The sequence below is a fragment of the Streptomyces sp. NPDC006610 genome (assembly GCF_040611575.1).
Lineage (GTDB): Bacteria > Actinomycetota > Actinomycetes > Streptomycetales > Streptomycetaceae > Streptomyces.
Window position 1 is genome coordinate 1 of record NZ_JBEXOP010000023.1, and the last position, 14,061, is coordinate 14,061.

Here is a 14,061-nt window from a genome sequence, read left to right on the forward strand (position 1 = left end):
GGCAAGGGCGACCTCGCCCAACTCCTCACCGGCAACGACACCTGGACCGTCACCGACTGACCCGGACGACACCCCCACACGAAACCCGGGCGGACTGCACCGCCCGGGCCTCGTCGTAGGCCGTGCGGGCACGTTCCACGTCGTCCATGCGCCTCTGCGTCCACTGCGCCAGCGACCGCACCTGCTCGGCGGCCTCCCGGCCCAGGTCGGTGAGCGAGTAGTCGACGCGCGGCGGGATGACCGGCTTGGCGTCGCGATGGACGAGGCCGTCGCGTTCCAGGGTCTGAAGGGTCTGGGCCAGCATCTTCTCGCTGACCGTGACGCTCCGCCCGATTTCCCGGCGCAGCTCGCTGAACCGGTAGGAGCGGTCGAGCAGCGCGATCAGCACCAGGACGCCCCAACGGCTCGTGACGTGCTCCAGGACCAGCCGGTGCGGACACATGGCCTCGCGGGCGGCCGCGTTCTCACTCGGTCCCACTGAACTCGCCTCCAGGCGCCTACGGGCAATCACTCACCCAGACCCACTTACTTTGACACCAGTACCTTACTTCAAAGTGGGTACTATCTTATGGTTAGCGCCCCTTCTAGGGTTAGTGACACAACGAACCCCGAAGGAGCCAGACCATGAGCATCGTCGTCACCGGAGCCAGCGGAAAGCTCGGCCGCCTCGTCGTGGAGCAGCTGCTGGAGAGGGTTCCGGCCGAGGGGATCACCGCCGTCGTGCGCACCCCGGAGAAGGTCGCCGACCTCGCCGGGCGCGGCGCGCGGATCGCCGTTGCCGACTACAACGCGCCCGAGACCTTCGACGACCTGTTCGCCCCCGGCGACAAGGTGCTGCTGATCTCCGGAAACGAGTTCGGCAAGGGCCGGGTCGGCCAGCACCGGGTCGTGCTCGACGCGGCGAAGGCGGCCGGCGTCGCCCTGTTCGCCTACACCAGCGCTCCCGGCACCCTCTCGGCCGCGCTCGCCGACGACCACCGGGGCACGGAGGAGGCGATCCTCGCCTCGGGCGTGCCGTATGTGCTGCTGCGCAACGGCTGGTACCACGAGAACTACACCGAGAACCTGGCCCCGGTGCTGGCGCACGACGCGGTCGTGTCCGCCGCCGGAGAGGGCCGGGTCTCCTCCGCCGCGCGCGCCGACTACGCCGCCGCGGCCGTCGCCGTGCTGACCGGCGAGGGGCACGAGAACAGGACGTACGAGCTGGGTGGCGACGAGGCGTGGAGCTTCGCCGAGTACGCGGCGGAGCTGAGCCGGCAGACCGGGCGGGAGATCGTCTACCGGTCCGTCTCCACCGACGACCTGACCGGCATCCTCGCCGGGGCCGGGGTGCCGGAGGCGTTCGCCGCGGTGCTGGCGGGCGTGGACGCATCCATCGAGAAGGGTGAGCTGGTGGTCGACTCCGGCGACCTGTCCCGGCTGACGGGGCGTCCGTCCACGCCGCTCGCCGAGGCGATCGCCACCGGGCTGAAGGCCGCCTGACGCCACGCCGGCTCCCCCGGACGCCTGCACGGTTCCCCTCCCGGGAGTCTGCCGCTCCCCCGGACACCCGCCCGGCTCCCCCGAGAGCCTGCCGCTCCCCCGGACACCCGCCCGACTCCCCCGGACACTGCCCGGTTCCGGCCGGGCCGACGGGAAGTGGCCCTCCGGTGTCGGTCCCGTACTGGATCGCTGAACTCCTGTTCGGCGACTCGGCGTACGGCTACGCTGAGCCGCAGTCACGGACTGTCACGGGCTGTCACGGAGGCAGGCGCATGGGGGAGCCGATATTCGGCGTGCTGGGCCCGCTCCAGGTGCGGGCGCGGGGCGGGCCGGAGCCGCTGCGGCTGGGCGGTCCGAAGCCGCGCGCGGTACTCGCGACGTTGCTGCTGCAGCCGGGGTCGTCGTCTCGCTCGACGTGCTGACGGAGGTGCTGTGGCCGGGCGGCGCGCCCCGTTCGGCGGTGGCCAACGTCCGCACCTACGTCCGCGCGTTACGCCGGATCCTGACGGCCGCGGGCATCGCCACCGACGGGCTGCGCACCCTGCCCTCCGGCTACGCCCTGGACGTCGAACCCGTCGACCACGATCTGCAGCTCTTCGAACATCGTCTGGAGGCCGCCCGGGCCGCCCGCGACCGCGGCGACGGCGTCACCGCCCTGCGCGGCTACGAGGCGGCGCTCGCCCTGTGGCGCGGCGGCGTCCTCCAGGACCTGCCCTCCAGCGTGGTCTGGGACCCGGTCCTCACCCGGATCGAGGAGCTGCGCTCGCTCGCCGTCGATGAGTGCCTGGAGGTCCGGCTGCGGCTCGGCGACTACGCGCCGCTCGTCGCGGACCTGCGGACCCGTCTCGCCGAGGACCCGCTGCGCGAGGACCTGTGGCAGATGCTGGTGCGCGCCCTGCACGGGGCCGGCCGGGTCACCGAGGCGCGTGCCGCCTACGCCGAGGCCGAACGGATCCTCGCCGCCGAACTCGGCGTCGCTCCCGGCGCCCCGCTGCGCGCGGCCGGCGAGCAGGTCAACGGCCTCACGGACCGGCGTCGTACGGCCCCGGCCGCGCCGGTGTGCCAGCTGCCGATGGACGTGCCCGACTTCACCGGCCGCGACACCGAGGTCGCCGCCCTGGAGGAGTTGCTGGCCGGGGCCGGGCGGCGTCCGGTCGTCGCCGTCGTTTCGGGGCCGCCGGGGTCGGGGAAGTCCACGCTGGTCGTCCATGTGGCCCACCGGGTGCGGCACAGGTTCCCGGACGGGCAGCTGTTCGTGGAGCTGGGCGGCCTCAGCGACCGGCCCCGGGAGGCGGCCGACGTGCTGGCGGAGATGCTGCGCGGCCTCGGCGTCATCGACGCCGCCATGCCGGCCGGACCGGGCGAGCGGGCCGCGCTCCTGCGCTCCCGGCTGGCCCAGCGCCGGGTCCTGATCGTGCTGGACGACGCCGCGACCGGCGTCCAGGTCCGGCCGCTGCTGCCGGGCACCGGCGGCTCGGCGGTGCTGGTCAGTTCCCGTCGCCGGATGCCGTCCCTGCCCGCGCACCACTGCCCGCTCGGCGTGATGCGCCGGGAGGAGGCCCGCGCCCTGCTCGGCCGGATCGTCGGCGAGGACCGGCTGCGCGCGGCCGGCCCGGACGCGGACCGGGTGCTCACCGGCTGCGGCTCACTGCCGCTGGCCGTGCGGATCGCCGGCGCCCGGCTGGCCAACCGGCCCGGCTGGAGCGTCGGCGCGCTCGCCGACTTCCTGCACGACGAACGCGGCCGGCTCGACCAGCTGCAGACCGGCGAGATGGAGGTGCGGGCGAGCGCGGAGCTGAGCTACCGGTATCTGCCCGAGCAGGCCGCCACCGCCTTCCGCGCCTTCGGCCGGCTCCCCGACGAACCGGTGCCCGGCTGGCTCGTGTCCGTCACGATGGGCAGCCCGACAGAGCCCGCCCGGGCCCTGGAGACCCTGCTGGACGAACATCTGGTGGAGGCGGTGGGCGCCGACCCGCTGGGCCTTCAGCGCTATCGCATGCATGCCCTGCTCCGTATCTACGCGCGTGAACTCGCCGAGACGGAGACGGACGGGCCGCGGATCTGGCGCGGGCGCGTGCTGGGGGCCGTCGACACCCTGATCGCGCTGGCCCGCTGTGCCAACGCCGCCATGCCGACGCGGTTCCTCGGAGTGCTCGGCGTCCCCGGCGAACGGACGCCGCTGCCCGGTCCGGCGGCCGGGATCACCGCGGCCGTGCGGGCCAGGCCGGTCGAGTGGTTCGAGAGCGAACGCCGGATCCTGGTCGCCGCCGTGGAGTGCGCGCTGCGTCTGGGCGAGCCGGCGCGGGCCGCCGCGCTGGCCGTGGAACTGGCGGGCTTCTTCGACATGCGCGGCTACTACGGCGACTGGCTGCGCACCCACCGACTGGTCCTGGACGCCATGCCCGGTGTTACGACCACCATGCCCGGTGTCCCGACCGCCGTTCCCGGTGTCCCGACCGCCGTTCCCGGTGTTCCGACCGCCGTTCCCGGTGCGTCGGAGGCCGCGCGCGGCACCCCGGACCGAGCAGCCCTCCCCGCCCCCATCCTCACCCCCACCCCCGTCGACGCCGCCTCCGCGGCTCTCCTGCGCAACCTCGGCCAACTCCACCTCTACCAGGACCGCTACGGCGAGGCGCGCGCCGCCTTCGACCGCTCGCGGGAGGTCTTCGCCGCCCTCGGGCACCGCGCGGGCGAGGCCTTCGCGGTCCTCGGCGCCGGCTCCGTGCAGCGGGTGACCGGCCATCCGGAAGCCGCGCTGGCGTCGTTCGCCGAGGCGCTGGCCGCCTTCCGGGACGCGGGCGACCGGCACGGCGAGGCCGTCGCGCACAACGCGATCGCCTCCGTCTGGCTGGAGCGCGGCGACCCGGACGCCGCCGCGCCCTGGCTGGCGAACGCCCTCGCCCTCTCGCGCGACGTCGGCGACCGGCACCGCGAGGCGCAGGTACGCCGCCGTGTCGCCGTACTGCACGAACTGCGCGGGGAGCCGCGGTCGGCCCGGGAGGAGCTGGAGCGGGCGCTGGCCATCTTCGACGAGCTGACCGACACGCACTGCGCGGCGTATGTGCGACAGAGCATCGGGGAGCTGTGTCTGCGGCAGGGCGACGCGGGGCGGGCCTCGGCGCTGCTGGTCGGGGCACTGGCCGTGCAGCAGCGGCTCGGCGACCGGCGGGCGCAGGCGCGGGTGGCGTGTCTGCTGGGCGAGCTGCATCACGCCACGGGACGCGAGCAGACCGCGCGGCGCTACTTCCACCGGTCGCTGTCGGCCTGGCGGCGGCTCGACGTGCGCGCCGAGGCGGAGCTGGTGGACGCGAAGCTGCGGTCGCTGCGCTGAGCCCCGCACGGAACACGCACGGGTTGGCGCACCGAGCCCCACCCGGAACAACGGTTGCCGCACCGAGCCGCGCCCGGCACACCGGGCGCGGCTCACGAGCACACGGCGGGCCCGACGGGCCCGGAGGCTCAGCAGCCGTTGGTGCTGGTCTGGTAGCGCACGAGGTAGTCGTACCAGGTCACGCCCTGCACCACCGCGACGACGACGCTGCCGTTGTGGATCTGCTCGTAGTGCAGGTGCGGGGAGATGTCGTACAGCGCGGACGACGCGCCGACCGTGCCGATCCGCTGGCCGCGCGTGACGGTGTCGCCGACCTGGACGTCACGGGTGTTCAGGTGGGCGTAGCGGGTGCGCCAGCCGTCGCCGTGACCGATGACGACCGTGTGCCCGTAGCCGGTGTCGGTCGCGTAGTACGAGGACAGGACGGTGCCGCCGGCGCTGGCGAGGACGCGGCGGCCGAGGTCGTCCGGGTTGCCGTTCGCGTCGTAGTGGTTCCAGTCGATGGAGTGGGCGGGGCTGTGGCCCTGCCAGTTGCTGCCGCGCCAGCTCTGGCCGCAGACGAACGGCATCCGGAACGCGGGCCGGGTGTCGGCCGCCACCGCCTGCTCCGAGGCCGCGCCCGTCGTCGCGCCGGCCGCCGGGGCCGCCGCGACCAGCGCGGCGAGGCCGGACAGCGCCGCGAGCAGCCGACGGCCGTGTCTCTTACGTCTCCGCATGGTTCCTCCCGTGGTCGCCGAGGTGACGCGGCGATTGAAGGAGGCGCGCATACAACGCGGATACAAAAGGCGACCCGGCCTGTCATGACCGTATGGCGATACGAGCATGACAGGCGGGGCCGTACGGCGTTACCGTCGTTCTTCCGAAAGGGTGCGTGAGCGTGGGTGTGCGAGAAGGAGGGGCCGTGGCCGGCGAGTCCAGGGGCGAACGGCACATAGGACTGCTGAACGGCTTCGCGGCCTACGGGATGTGGGGCCTCGTCCCGCTCTTCTGGCCGCTGCTGAAGCCCGCCGGCGCGATGGAGATCCTCGCCCACCGGATGGTGTGGTCACTGGTGGTCGTCGGCGCCGCGCTGCTGGTCGTACGGCGCTGGGCGTGGGCCCGGGAACTGGTGCGCGAGCCGCGGAGGCTGGGGCTGATCACGGTGGCCGCGGCGGTGATCACCGTGAACTGGGGCCTGTACATCTGGGCCGTGAACGCCGGCCACGTCGTCGAGGCCTCGCTCGGGTACTTCATCAACCCGCTGGTCACCATCGCGATGGGCGTGCTGCTGCTGAAGGAGCGGCTGCGGACCGTGCAGTGGGTCGCGGTCGGGGTGTGCGTGGCGGCGGTGCTCGTCCTCACCGTGGGCTACGGCCGGCCCCCGTGGATCTCCCTGGTCCTCGCCTTCTCCTTCGCCACCTACGGCCTGGTGAAGAAGAAGCTCAACCTCGGCGGTCTGGAGTCGCTGGCCGCCGAGACGGCGATCCAGTTCCTGCCCGCGCTCGCCTATCTGCTGTGGCTGTCGGCCGAGGGCCGCTCCACCTTCGCCGCCGAGGGACCGGGGCACGCGCTGCTGCTCGCCGCGTGCGGCGTGGTCACCGCGCTTCCGCTGGTCTGCTTCGGCGCGGCGGCGATCCGCGTGCCCCTGTCCACGCTGGGCCTGCTGCAGTATCTGGCCCCGGTGTTCCAGTTCCTGCTCGGCGTCTTCTACTTCGACGAGGCCATGCCGCCCGAGCGCTGGGCCGGGTTCGCGCTGGTCTGGCTGGCGCTGTCGATGCTCACCTGGGACGCGCTGCGCACCGCGCGCCGCACGGCCCGCACGCTGAGGGCGGAGAGGAACGCGCCGGCCACCACCATCACCACCGGCACGGCCAGCGCCGTACGGAAGGCGGAGAGCGTGTCCTCCGGAGTGTCGGCCCCGGTCGACGCCAAGCCGTAGACGGCGGTCACGGCGGAGATGCCGAGGGCCGAGCCGAACTGCGTCGCCGTGTTGAGCAGCCCGCCGGCCAGCCCCTGCTCCTCCTCCGCGACGCCGTCGGTCGCCGCGATGGTCAGCGGGCCGTACGCCAGTGCGAAGGCGAGGCCCGAGATGATCAGCGTCGGGAACATGGCGGCGTAGGACCAGTCCATGCCCACGGGCAGGAACAGCGCGTAGGCGACTGCCGCCAGGACGAAGCCGCCGAGGATGACGCGGGCGTTGCCGTAGCGGGTGACCAGTCGCGGGGTGAGGGTCGGGGCGAGGACGGCGTCGCAGCCCATGACGAGCAGGGCGAGCGCCGTCTGCAGCGACGACCAGCCGCGCAGTTCCTGGAGGTACAGCGTCACCACGAACTGGAAGCCGAAGAAGGCGCCCAGGAACAGCAGCGCCCCCAGGTCTGCGCGGACCATGGCGCGGTGCCGCAGGATGCCGAACCGCACCAGCGGGGCCGCGGCCCGCCGCTCGACGGCGACGAAGACCGCGCCGAGCACCAGCGCCCCGGCCCCGGACGCGACGGTCCACGGCCAGTCGTGCAGACCGTGTTCGAGCCGTACGACGGTGTAGGCGGCCAGCAGCATGGCGCCGGCGACGGTCACCGCGCCGAGCAGGTCGAACCCGCCCCGGCCGGTCCCTTCGGCTCCCCGCAGCAGGCCGACCGCCCCGGCCCCCTCCGCCCCGCCGCCCGGCACCACCCGCACCGCCGCCACCAGCAGCGCCGCCGCCAGCAGTACCGGCGCGAAGAACACCCACCGCCAGCCGAGCTGGGTGAGCAGTCCGCCGATGACGAGGCCGAGCGAGAAGCCGCCGGCCCCGGTGCCCGCGAAGACCAGCAGGGCCTTGTTGCGCTGCTCGCCCTCCTCGTACGAGGTCGTGATCAGCGACAGCGCGGCCGGCGTCATGAACGCGGCGGCGACGCCGGTGACGAAACGGGCGACGACCAGCATCCAGCCCTCGGTGGCGAAACCGCCGAGGCCGGAGAAGAGCAGGAAGACGGTGAGCCAGCCGAGGAACATCCGGCGCCGGCCGAGCAGGTCGGCGGCCCGGCCGCCGAGCAGCGTGAAGCCGGCGTAGCCGAGCACATAGGCGCTCATCACCCAGGCCGCGGTCCCGGTCGACAGGCCCAGATCGGATCTGATCGACGGGATCGCGATGGCCATCATCGCGACGTCGATGCCCTCCAGGAAGATCGTTCCGCACAGCACGAGCAACAGGGCCCAGGCACGGGTGCCCATCGGTACTCCTCACGTAGGCACGGGAAAAGACGGAAGTCAGGAATTACGGGCGTCAGCAATGACGGGCGTCAGGGATTGCGGACGTCAGGGGTTACCCGAGTGAGGGCCGCTTCCCTCTTGTAACCGGACCCAGCCTCCGGCAGTATCGACAGACATGGAAGTAGGCACTTCTAAGTCACCGAGTAACTGCGCGAGCACCGTGGACCACGGCGACGACGACCCCTTCCAGTGGGACACCCGCGAGGGCTGCGAGGTACGGCAGATCCTGGACCGGGTCGCCGACAAGTGGTCGCTGCTGGTCATCGCCCTGCTGGAGAACCGCCGGCTGCGCTTCACGGAGCTGCGCCGCGAGATCGACGGGGTCAGCCAGCGCATGCTGACCGTCACCCTGCGCCAGCTGGAGCGCGACGGCCTGGTCCGGCGCACGGTGCACCCGGTGGTGCCGCCCCGCGTCGACTACGAGCTCACCCCGCTCGGCGCCACCCTCCACACGACCATCCGCTCGCTGGTGACATGGACCGAGGAGCACCAGCAGGAGATCGCCAGGGCACGGGCGGAGTACGACGCGCGGGAGGCGCGCAGCGCGGCCGAGTGAGGCGTCCCGATGCCCGAGGATGTCCCGCATGACTGACGATTCCCGCGTGACCGAGGAGCCCACGGAGACCGTGACCGGGGAGCGGACGGAACGCCCGCCCGCCTCCCCGGCGCCTGCCCCGCTCCACTGGAAGCTGGTGATCGACGCCCACGACCCGCACGCGCAGGCCGACTTCTGGGCCGCCGCGCTCGGCTACCTGGTCGAGGACAACAGCGCGCTGATCGAGCGGCTCACGCAGGCCGGTGTGCTCCCCGCCGGGGCCACCGTCGACTTCCACGGCCGCCCGGCCTTCCGGGACCTGATCGCCGTACGCCACCCCGACGACCCCTGCGAGGAGGAGAGCGGGACCGGACTGGGGCGGCGGCTGCTGTTCCAGCGCGTTCCGGAGCCGAAGTCGGGCAAGAACCGCCTGCATCTGGACCTGCATCCGGAGCCGGGCCGGCGCGACGCCGAGGTGGAGCGGCTGCGCGGCCTCGGTGCCCGTGTGCTGCGGGAGGTGAGGGAGGCCGGCGGGGCGTGGGTGGTCATGTCGGACCCGGAAGGGAACGAATTCTGCGTGCAGTGACGACCGCGCAGCGACGGATCGACGGATCGACGGCAGCGGAGGCGCGCAGTCCGCAGATGCTCGGACAGCCGCCTCGCCCCATGCCCCAGACCGCGCCTCACGCGACGGGCCTCGGACCGCCGTCTTCCCGGGCCCCGAACCGCCTCACGCGACGGGCCTCGGACCGCCTCCTCCCGCGCCTCGGACCGCCGCGGCCCGTCGCGTGAGGCGACCCATGCGGGTGCGGGCGGCGTCCAGTTCCTCGGCGTCCGCGGCGGCCGGGCCGTTTCCGGCGGCGAGCGCGGTCCACAGGGCGATCAGTTCGTGGCCCAGTTCCAGGCCGAGTGCCGGGTCGCGCACCGCACGCCAGGCCGTCGCCGCGCTCTGGACGTTGCCGTAGGCGCTGTCCTCGTCGCCGGTGCGGTGGCGGGCGCGGGCGGCGTCGACGCTGAGGCGGAAGGCACGCAGCGGGTCGGCGGCCAGATAGGCGACGTAGGCGGCGAGTTCCACGACGGCGAGGTGCTCCGGGTGGTCCGGGGCGTAAGTCGCCGACGCCTCGGACAGGGCCCGTTCGGCCAGGGCCGCGGCCTCCTCGGGGCGGCCCGCCCGCACGGCGTCGCCGATCGGGGCGGTGCGGGGCGTTTCGGGGGCGTCGCCGAGGAGTGCCTCGGCGACGGCGTCGAAGGTCGAGGGCGGGACCGGCTCCGGGCCGGGGTCGAGGTCGGCGGCTGCCGGCACGGCTGCGGTGGCGGGAACGGCCTGGACGGGCGGGGCGTCGTCCATGACCGGCGGCGGTCCGAAGACGCCGGTGGGCACGGGGGCGCCCGGCTGCCGTGGGGGCGTGGACGCCGGGGCGGCCGGCTGCCGCCGGGACGTGGGCGTGGGCACCGGCTCGGCGGTGTAGCGGCTGGAGCCGTCCGGGTGGACCTCGAGCGGGACGACGTAGCCGATGCGCTCGTCGTGCACCGTGGCGAGGACGGGGCCGCCCATGGTCAGGGCGATACGGTGGAGGTGCTTCAGGACGGTGCGCTGAAGCTCCTCCCCCGGCGCGGCGACGATGCGCACGCCGCCGATCGAGGCGCTGCCGGAGTCCGGCCCGGCGCCGGGGACACGGACGTCGATGGGTGCCACCGGGGCCACCTGCGCCTCCTTCACGTTCGTGCCCGGAGCCTGGTTCGCCGGCTCCGGTCCCTTACTCGTGTCTGTGCCTCGAGTGTCGCCGCTCGTGGCCCGTGGATGCGTCACCGGCGCGTCACAGCCTCGTCCCAGGGCTCAGGTGGTGATGTCCTTCGCCGTGAACCGCGCCCACGCCGCCGAGCCGAAGACGGCCGCGTACAGCGCCTGGAGGCCGAGGTTCTTCACCAGGTCGTCCCAGTAGACGGGCTCGCGCATCAGGTCGGCGAAGGACAGCCAGTAGTGGGAGAAGAAGTACGGGTGGAGGGCGTGCAGTTGGGGGATCTGGTCGAGGATCTGCACGGTGATGAGCAGGCCGACGGTCGTCGCCATCGCCGCGATGCCGCTGCCGGTCAGCGTCGAGACGAACAGGCCGAGCGCCGCGACGCCGACCAGTGAGGCGGCGACGACGAGGGCGATGAGCAGGGCTCTGACCAGGCCTTCGCTGAAGCCGATCCGCGTGCCCGAGAGGGTCGTCAGCTCGCCGAGCGGGAACAGCAGCGCGCCGACCGCCAGCGCCGAGACGGCGACGACGAGGGTGGCGGCGAGGCAGAAGGCGATCGTGGTGGCGAACTTGGCCAGCAGCAGCCGGGTCCGGCCGGCGGGGGCGACCAGCAGATAGCGCAGGGTTCCGGCGCTCGCCTCACCGGCGATCGCGTCGCCCGCGACGACGCCGACGGCCATCGGGAGGAAGAACGGGAGCGTCGCGGCGAGGGCGGTGAACACCAGGAACAGGCCGTTGTTGGTGATCTGCGCGATGAACGCGGGTCCTTCGCCGCCCTCCGGTCCGCCTCCCCCGCCGAGACCGGAGCCGTCACTGGTCTCGATCTTCACGGCGATGCCGACGAGCACCGGCACGGCGGCCAGCACCCCGAGCAGCGCGAGCGTGCGCCAGCGCCGGAAGGTGAGGGCGAGTTCACCGCGCAGCAGCCCGAACGTCCACAGCGGGCCCGGTGTCCGTCCGGGACGTGCGAGTTCAGCCTGCGACATCGAAGCCCTCCCCGGTCAGCGCCACGAACGCGTCCTCCAGCGAGGCCCGTTCCACTCCGAACCCGCGCACCCGCACCCCCGCCGCCACCAACGCGGCGTTCAGTTCCGCGAGTTCGCCCTCCGGCGGCTCCCCGGTCACCCGCTCCTCGATGACGACGACGTCGCCGATCCCGCGTTCCTTCAGCACCCGGGCCGCCTCCCCGGTGTCCGGCGTGGTCACCACGAGCCGCCCCCGGATGCCGGCCGCGAGGTCCGCGACCGCGCCCTGGGTGACGAGCCGGCCGCGTGCCATCACGGCGGCGTGGGTGCACACCTGCTCGATCTCGTCGAGCAGGTGGGAGGAGAGGAAGACGGTGGTGCCCTCGGTGGCGAGTTCTCTGATCAGGGCGCGGATCTCGCGCATGCCCTGCGGGTCGAGCCCGTTGGTCGGCTCGTCCAGCACGAGCAGCCGGCGCGGGCGCAGCAGCGCGGCGGCGAGGCCGAGGCGCTGTTTCATTCCCAGCGAGTAGGCCTTCGCCTTCTTGCCGCCGGCCGCCGCGAGCCCCACCCGTTCCAGCGCGGCGGCGACGCGGGCGCGCCGGGTGCGGGGGTCGGCGGTGGGGTCGGCGGCGTCGTAGCGCAGCAGGTTGTCGCGGCCGGACAGGAAGCCGTAGAGGGCCGGCCCCTCGATGAGCGCGCCGACGTGCGGCAGCACGGCGCGCGTGGCGCGGGGCATGGGCCGCCCCAGCACGTGCGCCGTGCCCGACGTGGGTTCGATCAGGCCCATCAGCATACGGATGGTCGTGGTCTTGCCGGAGCCGTTGGGACCGAGGAAGCCGAAGACGCTGCCCGCCGGGACGGTCAGGTCGAGACCGTCGACGGCGAGCTGTCCGCCGCGGAAGCGCTTGGTGAGCGCCCGGGTGTGGATCACGGCCCCCTCCGGACCCGGCTCCGTGACGGACGAATCCGCCCCCGCGGCGTCCGGGCCCGCAGAGGTGACGGAAGCCTCCGCCCCCGCGGCGGACGAGCCCGGACTTTGCTCCGTGAGCGACGAGCCGTGCCCTGCGGCGGAGCGGCCCGGACCCGTGACGGACCGGCCCCTCCCCGCGGCGGACCCGTCCGCCCCCATGGCGGGCCCGTCCGCCCCGGTGGCGGACGGGTGCGGCCCCGCGGCGGACGGTTCGTCCATCGGCTCCCTCGTTTCGTCGTACGACACGCCGTGCGCGCGTACGACCCCCCGTACGCGCGTACGGTCCTACTGCCCCGCGTCGGCCGCCTTCACCAGCGCGTCCTTGGTGACCGCGCCGACGTAGACGGTGCCGTCCTCGGTGATCAGGGCGTTGATCAGCCGGGTCTTGAAGACGGTGCCCGAGCCGAAGTCGCCGCTCACCCGGTCGCCGAAGGAGCCGAGGAAGCCGCCCAGTTCGCCGCCCGCGGCCTCGGTGGGAACCCCGCCCTCGGCACCGGTGTCGAGAACCGCGACGGCGTTCCAGCCCTCGCCGACGACCTCGGCGCCCTGGAAGCCCTTGGCCAGGTCCTCCTCGGACTTGCCCGCGTGGGCCGGGGCCTCCACGCTGTCGTCCTCGGTCACCTTCGCACCCTTGGGCGGGGTGAAGTCGAAGGTGGACGCGGCCGGCTCGGCGAAGCTGACCTGCGTGAAGCCGGCGTCCACCACAGCGGCGCCGCCACTCGCGGGGGTGAGCGTGAACTTCAGCGGGAGGCCGGTCTCCGCGTCGACGGCGATGCTGATGGCCCCCACGGTGGAGCCGGTCTGCTTGGGCTCGATGAGCAGCTTGTAGGCGTCCCGGCCCGCGACCTGGGCGGTGCCGTCGACGGTCACGGACGTGGTGTCGTCGACCGCCTTCAGGGCCTCCTCGGCGAGGTCCTGGGGCGTGGCGGGCGCCTGCTTCTCGTGCTTGCCGCCGTGCTCGTCGACGGTGGCGTGGTAGACCTCGTTGGACGCGCTGTCGTAGCCCCAGACGTCCTTGCCGTTGTGGATCAGGCTGTACTCGGCGGCGTCCTCCAGCAGGGACACCTTGTGCCGGTCCGGGCCGTCGGCGGCGACGCGCAGGGTGTGAGAGCCGGACGCCAGCTCGGTGAGCCTGGCCGCCGGGTCCGCCGAGGAGCCCTCGCCGTCGGCGCCGGCCGCGCCGGAGAGCATGCCGCTCTCCAGGCCGCCCAGGTCGGGCAGGCCGAGGTCGGTGCTGATCCTCACGGTGCCGGACAGCTGCTGGACGTCCGACGCGGCGATCTTCTCGATCAGTTCCTCGGCGGTGATCTTCGGCAGGTCCGGGCTGCCGGAGTCGGCTATCGCCGGAACCAGTCCGATGGTTCCCGCGGCGATGCCGATCACCGCGGCGGGCACGCCGTACCGCGCGGCCCTGCGTCGTCGCGCCGCGCGCAGGTCGTCGTCCTCCGCGGCGGTGGTGCTGTCGTCGGATGCGTACGGTGCCATGTGTGCCTTACCTCCGTCGTCGGCGGCGGCCGCCCGTCGTACAGGTGCTCGCACTTGTCCACCCCGAGCCGCCATTCTCACCCGAATCGGTGAGGAGTGGTGTCCTTCAGTGCATCCATCTGACCAAATACGGCAAGGAAAATCGTCAGACCGCAGAGCCAACTCCGTGTACTCCTGCGGTATGACGGGACAGGGCGGTTTCTCCCCCGCCCCGTAGGGGTGGGGTGCGACGGGCAGTCAACGGACCTGTGAGTCCGCGCCGCGACGGCCGACCGACCGGACCCCCGAAGCTGCGGTACGACAGCCGGCGACCGGACCCGTGG

The 14,061-nt window shown here is 73.4% G+C and carries 12 protein-coding genes and 1 pseudogene; 6 read left to right on the forward strand and 7 right to left on the reverse strand.

Translation table 11 applies throughout. The annotated features are described in order from the left end of the window. Positions 1-49: 49 nt before the first annotated feature. Positions 50-442 (reverse strand): helix-turn-helix domain-containing protein, encoded by a 393-nt coding sequence (locus ABZY13_RS19495; RefSeq protein WP_356632497.1) that lies wholly within the window; start codon positions 440-442, stop codon positions 50-52. Positions 443-624: 182 nt separating this feature from the next. Here ABZY13_RS19495 and ABZY13_RS19500 point away from each other — a divergent pair, with 182 nt between their 5' ends. The 3 genes from ABZY13_RS19500 to ABZY13_RS19510 all read left to right on the forward strand — a co-directional run bounded on the left by ABZY13_RS19500 (position 625) and on the right by ABZY13_RS19510 (position 4,813). Continuing rightward, positions 625-1,482, forward strand: coding sequence for an SDR family oxidoreductase (locus ABZY13_RS19500; protein WP_356632294.1), 858 nt, complete (start codon positions 625-627; stop codon positions 1,480-1,482). A 272-nt stretch (positions 1,483-1,754) separates the two neighbouring features. Continuing rightward, complete coding sequence (locus tag ABZY13_RS19505; protein WP_356632296.1) at positions 1,755-1,904, forward strand: hypothetical protein; 150 nt, start codon at positions 1,755-1,757, stop codon at positions 1,902-1,904. Then, positions 1,898-4,813 carry a BTAD domain-containing putative transcriptional regulator gene (locus ABZY13_RS19510; protein WP_356632298.1) on the forward strand — a complete coding sequence of 972 codons (2,916 nt, stop codon included), beginning with the start codon at positions 1,898-1,900 and terminating at the stop codon, positions 4,811-4,813. Before ABZY13_RS19505 ends, ABZY13_RS19510 begins: the two co-directional genes overlap by 7 nt. 128 nt (positions 4,814-4,941) lie before the next feature. Here the strand turns inward: ABZY13_RS19510 and ABZY13_RS19515 are convergent, their stop codons facing one another. Next, positions 4,942-5,529, reverse strand: a complete 588-nt coding sequence (locus ABZY13_RS19515) for a M23 family metallopeptidase (protein ID WP_356632300.1) — start codon at positions 5,527-5,529, stop codon at positions 4,942-4,944. A 248-nt stretch (positions 5,530-5,777) separates the two neighbouring features. On the opposite strand from ABZY13_RS19515, the pseudogene rarD reads away from it, so the two are divergent. Beyond that, positions 5,778-6,515 (forward strand): annotated as a pseudogene (gene rarD / locus ABZY13_RS19520) (EamA family transporter RarD); the annotation flags it as partial. On the opposite strand, the gene ABZY13_RS19525 reads toward rarD, so the two are convergent. Then, the gene (locus ABZY13_RS19525) at positions 6,500-8,002 is read right to left on the reverse strand and encodes an MFS transporter (protein ID WP_356632302.1); all 1,503 of its coding nucleotides are present in this window, start codon (positions 8,000-8,002) and stop codon (positions 6,500-6,502) included. The pseudogene rarD and the gene ABZY13_RS19525 sit on opposite strands and share 16 nt — an antisense overlap. Positions 8,003-8,156: 154 nt before the next feature. Here ABZY13_RS19525 and ABZY13_RS19530 point away from each other — a divergent pair, with 154 nt between their 5' ends. Together ABZY13_RS19530 and ABZY13_RS19535 are read left to right on the forward strand one after the other, a co-directional pair. Then, positions 8,157-8,597 carry a helix-turn-helix domain-containing protein gene (locus ABZY13_RS19530; protein ID WP_356632304.1) on the forward strand — a complete coding sequence of 147 codons (441 nt, stop codon included), beginning with the start codon at positions 8,157-8,159 and terminating at the stop codon, positions 8,595-8,597. Between the two features lie 28 nt (positions 8,598-8,625). After that, entirely contained in the window at positions 8,626-9,162 is a 537-nt protein-coding gene (locus tag ABZY13_RS19535) for a VOC family protein (protein ID WP_356632306.1), read from the forward strand. Positions 9,163-9,306: 144 nt separating this feature from the next. Here ABZY13_RS19535 and ABZY13_RS19540 read toward each other — a convergent pair whose 3' ends face one another. The 4 genes from ABZY13_RS19540 to ABZY13_RS19555 form a co-directional block, all read right to left on the reverse strand. Then, positions 9,307-10,272 carry a hypothetical protein gene (locus tag ABZY13_RS19540; protein WP_356632308.1) on the reverse strand — a complete coding sequence of 322 codons (966 nt, stop codon included), beginning with the start codon at positions 10,270-10,272 and terminating at the stop codon, positions 9,307-9,309. A 141-nt stretch (positions 10,273-10,413) separates the two neighbouring features. Further along, complete coding sequence (locus ABZY13_RS19545) at positions 10,414-11,304, reverse strand: ABC transporter permease (RefSeq protein ID WP_356632310.1); 891 nt, start codon at positions 11,302-11,304, stop codon at positions 10,414-10,416. Beyond that, a complete protein-coding gene (locus tag ABZY13_RS19550; RefSeq protein ID WP_356632499.1) occupies positions 11,291-12,412 on the reverse strand; it encodes an ABC transporter ATP-binding protein in 1,122 nt (373 codons plus the stop codon). The genes ABZY13_RS19545 and ABZY13_RS19550 overlap by 14 nt, the downstream gene beginning before the upstream one ends. A 126-nt stretch (positions 12,413-12,538) precedes the next feature. Further along, on the reverse strand, positions 12,539-13,738 hold the full coding sequence (locus tag ABZY13_RS19555) for a DUF2092 domain-containing protein (RefSeq protein ID WP_356632312.1): 1,200 nt from the start codon (positions 13,736-13,738) through the stop codon (positions 12,539-12,541). Positions 13,739-14,061: the final 323 nt, after the last annotated feature.